The following is a 5,518-nucleotide window of genomic DNA, read 5'->3' on the forward strand; positions in this document are numbered from 1 at the left end:
GATTCAAGCAAGCCAACTTGTCGTCAAAATCGGTGTTGCAAAAACGGGAGTGACCATAGATTCCGTTTTCTGAGACGTCCCCCTTATGGCAGCACTTTAAATTGAGTCTCATACAGTATCTGTTTTCTTTCTCTTCATCTCTCATGACCTGCTGCCCACTTACAGACTCCAGGGTAAAGCAAAAAATTCTCCACCGGTGAGCAGAGTATATTGCATATGCCAGTTTATGAGTGTATATATAGCATATGCCAATAAGGAGCCTTCATGCCAAGACCCAGAATTCCCCGTAACATCTGTGGCCGCCCTGCGGATACCTGTTTTAAGCCCAATGCGCGACCGATGAGCCAGCTTGAACATGTTCATTTAAAAGAAGATGAGTTTGAAGCGTTACGGCTGGTCGATTTACTGGGCATGCAACAGCAGGAAGCGGCTGTTGCAATGGGGGTTTCAAGGCAGACACTGGCCAATGTCCTGAAAGCAGCCCGTTTTAAGGTTGTGGACTGTCTCACTCAGGGCAAGGCCTTAATAATGCACTCTGAAAGGGAAGGAGTTACACAAGATGATCACAGCCATTCCAGTGAATGACGACCGGGTAGCAAATCATTTTACCAAAGCGAGTCACCTTGTCCTGGTGGATGAGCGCGGTGTGGAGCTCAGCCGGACAGAAAATCCCGCGCTGGGCGCAGATTGTTCAGGTAAACGGAAGCTGGTTGACCTGCTGGTTCAACAGCAAGTCAGCCGCGTTGTGGTCCGTAACATCGGGGAACGGATGCTGGGTAAATTACTGGGGCATCAGATCGCGGTGTACCAGACTGACTGTGGTCGTCGTTTGTTCACTGAACTGTGTGATCCGGATACCCGTGTTCTGACTGAACTGAATAAGCCGGAGCAGGGACGCCAGTCCTTTCATCATGAGGCGAAAGGGAAAAAATGCTGTCACTCTGACGGGAACACAGCAGAAAATGCGTGCCAGGGTGGGCGTCAGCATCATCACGGAAACGGGCGCTGTTGCCATTCATGAGTTTATTTCATCACGGGCGGTGATTTTTATCAGACCCGTATTGTGTATAAACCAGGAGCCGGAATGTGTGGAGGAGGCAGTAATGATGCCGGGGGAGCCCCTCAGCTGACTGAATTCCGGATGCCTCCCGTCAGTACAACCGGACGCTGAGCAGAAACAGATGAATTGTTATCTTGATGCCAGAAAGGCCCATACCTGTTGTATGGTCTGTAGTTCCCGCGACAACAACCCTGATACGGTGAACTTAATGTTTTCAGAGCACCCGGATGGCTCTGTATGTGCGGACTACACGGCCAATCACAGGCATCAGGGGTATACGGGTCTTTTACATGGCGGAATGACGAGTACCCTGCTGGATGCAGCAATGACTCATTGTTTGTTCATGCAGGGTGTGCAAGCCCTGACGGCTGAACTGACGGTAAGATTCATTTCACCCGTTTGTACCGGAGACAAACTGATGGTATGTGCCAGACTGCTTGGGCAACGCAGGGGGATTTACCTGCTTGAAGCATGGCTGACAAAAGGACAGCAGACAGTGGCACGTGCCACGGCGAAATTCATTGTTCCGTCGCAGGATATTGCTCTGGCGCATCGCTAGTGTGACAGACGACAGGTGTACCTGGTTATTATAAAAATTTGAGGCGTGTTTTGCTCAGACCGGAAAGAATAATCGCATATCGTATATTCCACTGAAACCGTGTAAGAGGTAGTTATGAGTAAACAAATCATTGATATTGGTATTGCTGAATCATCCCGGGTGGAGATTGCAGACGGCCTGTCCCGGCTTCTTGCTGACACCTATACCCTGTATATAAAAACACATTACTATCACTGGAATGTAACTGGCCCCATGTTTAACAGCTTACATTTAATGTTTGAAAATCAATACAATGAGCTGGCCACTGCCGTTGATGATATCGCTGAACGTATACGCTCGCTCGGATGCTTCGCGCCCGGCACATATCATGAATTTTCACGTTTAACAGCGGTTAATGAAGATAAGGATATTCCGGCAGCAAAAAACATGATTGAAAATCTTGTCCAGGGCCAGGAGACCGTGGTTAAAACTGCACGCTCCCTGTTCCCGCTCGTTAATAATGCGAATGATGAAGCCACAGCAGATCTGCTTACACAACGTATCCAGTTACATGAGAAAACTGCCTGGATGTTGCGTAGCCTGCTTGAATAATGTCACCCCGTGGCAGCAGAAAAAACGGTTTGTCAGCCACAGGCTATTACTGACAGTGCAGAATCATCCGTGTTCCTGTGGCTGTTTTTTCTGACCGTCACAGTATTAAACACCATTGAATCAGTGGGTTAATCAGTGAATGCGTGAACGAGAAATACAGTCCGTGACGGGCATCATCGGCTGGTATATCCGGACCACTGTTGTTTTCCCGTTAAGGTATCGCAGGTTCCGGTCTGGCATTTCACAGCCTGAACAGGGTTAATGATGCATGGATAAAACGGTTTACGGGGAAAGCAGGATCATATTATTCGTTGTTATGGCTTCCTTTACCGGTGCCTGCCTGCGGGCAGTAGAGATCATATAAGGTATTTAACAACGTCATGATACGGTTATCCTCAATACGGTAATATACCATTTTACCTGCCCGTCGGGTCTCGACCAGCTTCAGGCGGCGCATTACACCCAGCTGCTGGGACAGGGTCGGCTGAGTGATACCGACCGCCGCTTCCAGCCCGGCCACATTCGCTTCCCCCAGGCTTAACTGACACATCAACAGCAACCGGTCGCTGTTGGCCAGTCCCCGTAAGACATCTGCTGCCCTCAGGGCCGCATTCTTCATATCTGTCTGACGTTTTGTGTCTTCATTCATGAGCATTGCTGATTTCTCATACTATGTGTTTTTATATAATATAATTTAGTATACTGACGGTATCGTAATTTTGCCATCGTGTTCGTCAGGTCTGCAGCGTCCTGCCGGCCCGGGGAAACGATTATATCTGGCAGGCATTTTTGCCCCGGGTGAACAGAGAGGATGTAATGAAAATAGTGATTGTTGGTGGTGTTGCCGGCGGGGCATCCGCTGCAGCCAGAGCTCGTCGGTTATCAGAGGATGTCAGTATTGTTGTGTTTGAACGGGGAAGCGATGTCTCTTTCGCCAACTGTGGATTACCTTATCATATAGGCGGAAAAATTCCTTTAAGGCAGTCACTGATTCTGAAAACCCCGGAGGATTTTAAATCCCGCTTTAACATAGACGTCCGTATCTGTCATGAAGTGACGTCAGTGGATCCGGTTAATAAAACGGTGACGGTTAAAAATCTGACCTCAGGGGAGGTCTATAGCGAAGAATGGGATCGTCTGCTCCTCAGTACCGGCGCCGCTCCGGTTGTCCCTCCTTTGCCCGGGCTACAGGAAGAGGGTGTCTTTACGCTGCGAAATCTTACTGACATGGATGCTATCCTGGGGTGGATTGAGCAACATCACGTAGCTCACACCACGCTTGTCGGGGGGGGATTTATCGGACTTGAAGTGATGGAGGCTCTGAGCGAACGGGGGATCAGTGTGACCCTGCTGGAGATGGGGGAACAGGTTATGGCTCCGGTTGATCCTGAAATGGCATCTGCCCTGCATCAGGAAATCCGGAGTCATGGCGTGGATCTGCGTCTCAGAACGGCGCTCACCGAGGTACTGCGGACAGAGACGGGATTCCGCGTTGCACTGTCTGAGGGTGGGTTTCTGCAGACCGACATGGTTATTCTCGCCATCGGGGTAAAACCTGAGAACAGCCTTGCCACAGGAGCCGGGCTCGCAGTGGGTAAACGGGGAGGCATAAGCGTCAATGCCTGTATGCAGACCAGTATCCCTGACATCTACGCCGTGGGGGATGCCGTTGAAACTCCAGACTTTGTCTTTCAGGAACCCGCTAATTTTCCTCTGGCAGGGCCCGCCAACCGCCAGGGACGCATTGCTGCTGATAACATGCTAGATCGTCACAGCCTTTACCATGGCAGTCAGGGGACATCCATTTGTAAGGTATTTTCGCTGAGTATTGGCAGCGTCGGTGCGAATGAAAAGCAGCTGAAAGTTCATGGCACCCGATACGAGAAGGTTTACGTCCATGCCGCTGATCATGCCGGTTACTACCCGGGGGCAACGATGATCAGTCTGAAACTGCTGTTCAGCCCCGATACCGGTAAAATTCTCGGGGCTCAGGCATCAGGGAAAAAAGGGGTTGATAAACGCATCGATGTCCTGTCTGTCGCACAGCGCGCGGGGCTTACCGTCAACGATCTCGAACATCTTGAGCTGACTTATGCTCCACCTTTTAACAGTGCAAGGGACGTCGTTAACCAGGCTGGTATGGTGGCGACAAATGTAATGAAAGGAGATACGGTCATATGTCATGTCAGCGATGTGTTACAACGGGAACCGGGCAGTTATTGTTTACTTGATATTCGCTCTCCTGCCGAACTGAAACAATTTGGCGAATATCCTGACGCGCTATCCATTCCACTGGATTCCCTGCGGGAGAATCTTGAAAAAGTGCCTAAAGATAAAGAGATTTTTATAGGGTGCCAGAGTGGCCTGCGCGGGCATGTGGCATACCGTATTCTTCAGGCCCACGGCTTCAGGACATATAATCTGAGTGGTGGCTTTATAACCTGGCAGGCGGTAACGGAGTCAATAAGTAAATAAGAGATGAGGTGCCATACACATGGCACCCTGAATCGCCACAGGTTTAACAGTGAAGTGGTCTGCTGAATTTGTTCACCTGAACAGAGGTGTGGACTGACCCCGCACCGTTATAAGGACAGTTATGAAAAAATAACTTTTCAGATCAGGCATATAATGTCAGATTCATGGTCACTATAGGAATGGCAAGGACTGGATTTTCATTTTGCAGCCATCAGGCTGCTTAGTTCAGAGATAGGTCTGTGTAATGCGTAACTTCGTGACTCGATTGAGAGTATGGTTTCCGCCCCCACTCATCTTATTGCTGTTTTTCGTCACTGATGTGTTGACTGCAATCCCGCGTTTTACCTTCGACATCGTGAATATAGTGCTAAGCGTGTTGCTGACCGGTGTTTGTATTACCATGATACTGCACACCGCTTGGCAGATGAGCACGAACGGCACGACGCTTAATCCGCTTCATCCGGATAGAACCACCAAGCTGGTAACTGTCGGTTGTTACGCATGGAGTCGAAACCCTATTTACCTTGGAATGAGCGGGCTCCAGTTATCCGTTGCTCTCTGCTTTGGCAGCCTGGTGGGGATACTTGCTGTACCGTTGTTTATGTTTGTAGTAGCCAGATTACATATCCATGTTGAAGAGGTACAGCTTCGAAAACGTTTCGGGTTGGAATGGGAACGCTATACCCAACGGGTTCGTCGCTGGTTATAGCAACCCCGTGGTGTTGCAGGAGACAAATAACGTCGAAATCATAAAGAAAAGGGCACTGTTGCAAATAGTCGGTGGTGATAAACTTATCATCCCCTTTTGCTGATGGAGCTGCACATGAACCCAT

Annotated in this window: 7 protein-coding genes; 6 read left to right on the forward strand and 1 reads right to left on the reverse strand. The window is 49.5% G+C overall.

All coding sequences use genetic code 11. The features are described 5' to 3' along the window. The first annotated feature begins 264 nt into the window (after window positions 1–264). The 4 genes from V6E55_RS24830 to V6E55_RS24845 all read left to right on the forward strand — a co-directional run bounded on the left by V6E55_RS24830 (window position 265) and on the right by V6E55_RS24845 (window position 2,210). Window positions 265–585, forward strand: a complete 321-nt coding sequence (locus V6E55_RS24830) for a DUF134 domain-containing protein (protein ID WP_001137910.1) — start codon at window positions 265–267, stop codon at window positions 583–585. Then, window positions 560–1,021 carry a NifB/NifX family molybdenum-iron cluster-binding protein gene (locus V6E55_RS24835; protein WP_000626969.1) on the forward strand — a complete coding sequence of 154 codons (462 nt, stop codon included), beginning with the start codon at window positions 560–562 and terminating at the stop codon, window positions 1,019–1,021. Before V6E55_RS24830 ends, V6E55_RS24835 begins: the two co-directional genes overlap by 26 nt. 247 nt (window positions 1,022–1,268) lie before the next feature. Next, window positions 1,269–1,619 (forward strand): PaaI family thioesterase, encoded by a 351-nt coding sequence (locus V6E55_RS24840; RefSeq protein ID WP_023135766.1) that lies wholly within the window; start codon window positions 1,269–1,271, stop codon window positions 1,617–1,619. A 114-nt stretch (window positions 1,620–1,733) separates the two neighbouring features. Continuing rightward, on the forward strand, window positions 1,734–2,210 hold the full coding sequence (locus V6E55_RS24845) for a Dps family protein (protein WP_000043177.1): 477 nt from the start codon (window positions 1,734–1,736) through the stop codon (window positions 2,208–2,210). Between the two features lie 304 nt (window positions 2,211–2,514). Here the strand turns inward: V6E55_RS24845 and V6E55_RS24850 are convergent, their stop codons facing one another. Next, window positions 2,515–2,865, reverse strand: a complete 351-nt coding sequence (locus V6E55_RS24850; protein ID WP_000928911.1) for an ArsR/SmtB family transcription factor — start codon at window positions 2,863–2,865, stop codon at window positions 2,515–2,517. A 161-nt stretch (window positions 2,866–3,026) separates the two neighbouring features. Here V6E55_RS24850 and V6E55_RS24855 point away from each other — a divergent pair, with 161 nt between their 5' ends. Together V6E55_RS24855 and V6E55_RS24860 are read left to right on the forward strand one after the other, a co-directional pair. Beyond that, window positions 3,027–4,685 (forward strand): FAD-dependent oxidoreductase, encoded by a 1,659-nt coding sequence (locus tag V6E55_RS24855; protein ID WP_000706606.1) that lies wholly within the window; start codon window positions 3,027–3,029, stop codon window positions 4,683–4,685. Between the two features lie 244 nt (window positions 4,686–4,929). Further along, complete coding sequence (locus V6E55_RS24860) at window positions 4,930–5,394, forward strand: methyltransferase family protein (protein WP_001243598.1); 465 nt, start codon at window positions 4,930–4,932, stop codon at window positions 5,392–5,394. The last annotated feature ends 124 nt before the right edge of the window (window positions 5,395–5,518 follow it).

The organism is Enterobacter sp. 342 (assembly GCF_036663495.1).
Lineage (GTDB): Bacteria > Pseudomonadota > Gammaproteobacteria > Enterobacterales > Enterobacteriaceae > Enterobacter.

Coding starts and splice junctions, on each gene's coding strand:
- V6E55_RS24850 (WP_000928911.1), bottom strand. CDS start 2,865: ATGCTCATGAATGAAGACACAAAACGTCAGACAGATATGAAGAATGCG.
- V6E55_RS24835 (WP_000626969.1), top strand. CDS start 560: ATGATCACAGCCATTCCAGTGAATGACGACCGGGTAGCAAATCATTTT.
- V6E55_RS24830 (WP_001137910.1), top strand. CDS start 265: ATGCCAAGACCCAGAATTCCCCGTAACATCTGTGGCCGCCCTGCGGAT.
- V6E55_RS24840 (WP_023135766.1), top strand. CDS start 1,269: ATGTTTTCAGAGCACCCGGATGGCTCTGTATGTGCGGACTACACGGCC.
- V6E55_RS24855 (WP_000706606.1), top strand. CDS start 3,027: ATGAAAATAGTGATTGTTGGTGGTGTTGCCGGCGGGGCATCCGCTGCA.
- V6E55_RS24845 (WP_000043177.1), top strand. CDS start 1,734: ATGAGTAAACAAATCATTGATATTGGTATTGCTGAATCATCCCGGGTG.
- V6E55_RS24860 (WP_001243598.1), top strand. CDS start 4,930: ATGCGTAACTTCGTGACTCGATTGAGAGTATGGTTTCCGCCCCCACTC.